The organism is Actinomycetota bacterium, assembly GCA_035536535.1.
Taxonomy (GTDB): domain Bacteria; phylum Actinomycetota; class JAICYB01; order JAICYB01; family JAICYB01; genus DATLNZ01.
The window spans coordinates 1-3,568 of record DATLNZ010000156.1 but is presented as its reverse complement, the minus strand read 5'-3'; the positions used below and the strand labels follow the sequence as shown (position 1 = coordinate 3,568).

The window sequence follows — 3,568 nt, the reverse complement described above, 5'->3', positions numbered from 1 at the left end:
GGTCGATGCAGCCGGTGAGCCTGCGAACGTCATCGGGTTCGATGGCGGGATACAGCCCCACCCGGAGCTGATTTCGTCCCAGTTTACGGTACGGCTCGACGTCGACCACGCCGTTTGACCGCAGCACCGCGGCCACGGTCTTTGCGTCCACCCGGGAGTCGAAGTCGATGGTCCCCACGACCGGGCTGCGGTCCTGTACGCGGGTGACGAACGGCCCGGCGAAGTTGCTGGCGTCCGCCCAGCCGTAAAGGCCCTCCGCGGAGCGGGCGCATCGCGAGGCCGACCATTTCAGGCCGCCGTTGGAGTTAATCCAGTCCACCGTGTGGCGGAACAAAAAGAGCGTCGCCAGGGCGGGGGTGTTGTAGGTCTGGTCCAGACGCGAGTCGCGCAGCGCCTGGCCGAGGCTCAGGCTCGCCGGGATCCAGCGTTGGGACGACTCCAGGCGTTCCACGCGCTCGACCGCAGCCGGCGACAGGATCGCCACCCACAAGCCCCCGTCCGCGGCAAAGCACTTCTGCGGGGAGAAGTAGTAGACGTCGAACTCCCGGGGGTCCACGTCCATCCCGCCCGCGGCCGACGTGCCGTCCACGACCACCAGGGCGGACCCGTCCGGACGCGACACTGGCATGCAGACGCCGGTGGACGTCTCGTTGTGGGTGAGCGCGCACACGTCCGCGTCGCCGGCCGGACCCACCTCCGGCCGATAGCCGGGCTCCGCCTCCACTACCACCGGGTCCTCCAGGTGCGGGGCGGCCGCGGCCGCCTTCGCGAACTTCGCGGAGAACTCGCCGAACACGAAGTGCCGGCTGCGCCGCTGGATCAGTGCGAGCACGGCGGTGTCCCAGAAAGCGGTCGCCCCGCCGTTGGACAGCACCACCTCGTATCCGTCCGGCAGTCCGAACAGATCCGACAGCCCCTCCCGCAGGGCGCGCACCACCGACCGGACGCCCTCCTGCCTGTGGCTTGTCCCCAGGTAGCCCGGCGCGGCAGCGGCAAGGTCGCGGACCGCGTCGGCCCGGACCTTGGACGGACCGGAGCCGAACCGCCCGTCGGACGGCAGCAGCTCGGGCGGGATCCGGATCTCAGAGGGCTTCATCGTCACCAGCCTCTATCATCGAGCCTCGGCGCGACGGCGAGCGGGGGATGACGTGGAACGGATATCCAGAAGGGTCGCGTCCATCCAGGAGTCGCCGACGCTGGCCGTCGACGCCCGGGCCCGGGCGCTTCAGGCCCAGGGCCTCGACGTCATCGGCTTCGGTGCGGGAGAGCCGGACTTCCCGACCCCCCCGCGCATCGTGGAGGCCGCCCGGCGCGCGTGCTCCGACGAGCGGTGGCACCACTACACGCCGGCGGCCGGACTGCCGGAGCTGCGGGCGGCGATCGCAGCCAAGACGATTCGCGACTCCGGATACGAGGTCTCCGCTCCACAGGTCCTGGTGACGAACGGCGCCAAGCACGCGGTGTACGCGGCCTTCGCGACGCTGCTGGACCCCGGCGACGAGGTGCTCGTGCCGGCCCCCTACTGGGTCACGTATCCCGAGGCGGTGACCCTGGCGGGCGGCGTGCCGGTGGCAATCCCGACCGACGAGACGACCGGCTTCCGCGCGACCCTCGAGCAGCTCGAGGCGGCCCGGACGCCGCGCACGAAGGTCCTGCTGTTCGTGTCGCCGTCCAACCCCACCGGAGCCGTGTACGAGCCCGCGGACGTGGAGCGGATCGGCAGGTGGGCTGTCGAGTCGGGACTGTGGGTCGTGACCGACGAGATCTACGAGCACCTCGTGTACGGCGGCGCGCAGCACGTGTCGATGCCGGTCCGGGTGCCGGAACTCGCCGACCGTTGCGTCGTCATCAACGGCGTGGCCAAAACCTACGCGATGACCGGCTGGCGCGTTGGCTGGGCGATCGGTCCCCCGGACGTCATCCGCGCGGCCTCGAACCTGCAGTCGCACTCCACGTCCAACGTGTGCAACGTGGCGCAGGCCGCCGCCCTGGAGGCGGTGTCCGGCGATCTGGAGGCGGCAGCCGAGATGCGCCGCGCCTACGACACGAGGCGCGTGCTCGCGCACAAGATGCTCAACGAGATCCCGGGGGTCGAGTGCGTCGAGCCCCAAGGCGCCTTCTACGTGTTCCCCTCCCTTTGCGGGCCGCTCGGCGACCGCTTCGGCCATACGACTCTGGAACTGGCCGAGAAGCTGCTGGACGAGGCGAAGGTGGCGATTGTCCCCGGGGAGGCCTTTGGCGCCCCGGGATACGCCCGTCTGACCTACGCGATGGACGACACCCAGCTGGAGGAAGGGCTGACGCGCATCTCGTCGTTCCTGCGCGGGGGCTGAGGAGATCAGACGGCCGGCGAAGGTGCAGCCGGCTGCCTCGACCACCCTCCGGAGACGTCGAAGGCCAGTTCCTGCTCCAGTGCGTAGGCGGCCCTGAACAGCGTCGGTTCCGCCAGCGGCGGTCCCATGAGGTGGAAACCGACCGGCAGGCCGTCGTCGGCGGACAGTCCGCACGGGATCGAGATCGCGCACGCGCCTGCCAGGTTGGTGGGGATCGTGCAGATGTCCGACATGTACATCTGCATCGGGTCCGCCGCGCGCTCGCCGATGCGGAAGGCCGTGGTGGGCGATGTCGGGGAAACCAGCAGGTCCGCCTTTTCGTAGGCGCGCTCGAAGTCGCGGACAATCTGCGTCCGCACCTTCTGCGCCCGCCCATACCAGGCGTCGTAGTAGCCGGACGAAAGCGCGTAGGTCCCCAGGATGATCCGGCGCTTGACCTCCGGTCCGAAGCCGCGCTCCCGGGTTGCCCTGTTCATGCGGAAGATATCCGCCGCAGGCTCCCGCAGTCCGTAGCGAGTCCCGTCGTAGCGGGCGAGGTTCGAGGAAGCTTCGGCCGGCGCAATCAGGTAGTAGGCGTCCAGCGCGTACTCGAACGAAGGAAGTGACACCTCCTCGATGATCCCGCCGAGGCGCTGCAGGGCGTCGATGGCCTCCCTCGTGCGGGCCAGGACGCCCGGCTGCGTCCCGGCCCCCATCAGCTCGGTGACGACACCGAAGCGCAGGCCCTCGATCGGACGCCCCAGCCCCGCCAGATAGTCCGGACGATCCCCCGGGATCGACGTGGAGTCGCGCGGATCGTGCTGCGACAGGACCGAAAGCAGCAGCGCGGAGTCGCGCACGGACCTGGTCATCGGACCGACCTGGTCCAGAGACGACGCGAACGCGATAAGGCCGTAGCGCGAGACGAGCCCGTACGTCGGCTTCATGCCGACGATGCCGCAAAGCGACGCCGGCTGACGGATGGACCCGCCCGTGTCTGTGCCCAGCGCCAGCGGCGCCATGCCCGCCGCGACGGCGGCCGCCGACCCCCCGGACGACCCGCCCGGCACCCGCGTCGTGTCCCACGGGTTTCGCGAAGTGCCGTACGCGGAGTTCTCGGTGGACGAGCCCATGGCGAACTCGTCGAGGTTCGTCTTGCCGAGCAGCACCATCCGCTGGTCGCGCAGCAGCTCCCAGGCGGTTGCGTCGTACGGAGGGCGGTAGGACTCCAGGATCTTGGAGGCGGCGGACGTCCG

The 3,568-nt window shown here is 70.1% G+C and carries 3 protein-coding genes; 1 reads left to right on the top strand and 2 read right to left on the bottom strand.

Annotation, left to right across the window (positions count from 1 at the left end):
• A partial coding sequence (serC, locus tag VNE62_10340; protein ID HVE92677.1) for a phosphoserine transaminase occupies positions 1-1,096 on the bottom strand: 1,096 nt, incomplete at its 3' end.
• A gap of 61 nt (positions 1,097-1,157) precedes the next feature.
• Between serC and VNE62_10335 the strand changes: the two genes are divergently transcribed.
• Complete coding sequence (locus tag VNE62_10335; GenBank protein ID HVE92676.1) at positions 1,158-2,333, top strand: pyridoxal phosphate-dependent aminotransferase; 1,176 nt, start codon at positions 1,158-1,160, stop codon at positions 2,331-2,333.
• Between the two features lie 5 nt (positions 2,334-2,338).
• On the opposite strand, the gene gatA is transcribed toward VNE62_10335, so the two are convergent.
• On the bottom strand, positions 2,339-3,568 hold a 1,230-nt coding region (gene gatA / locus VNE62_10330; GenBank protein HVE92675.1), incomplete at its 5' end, for an Asp-tRNA(Asn)/Glu-tRNA(Gln) amidotransferase subunit GatA.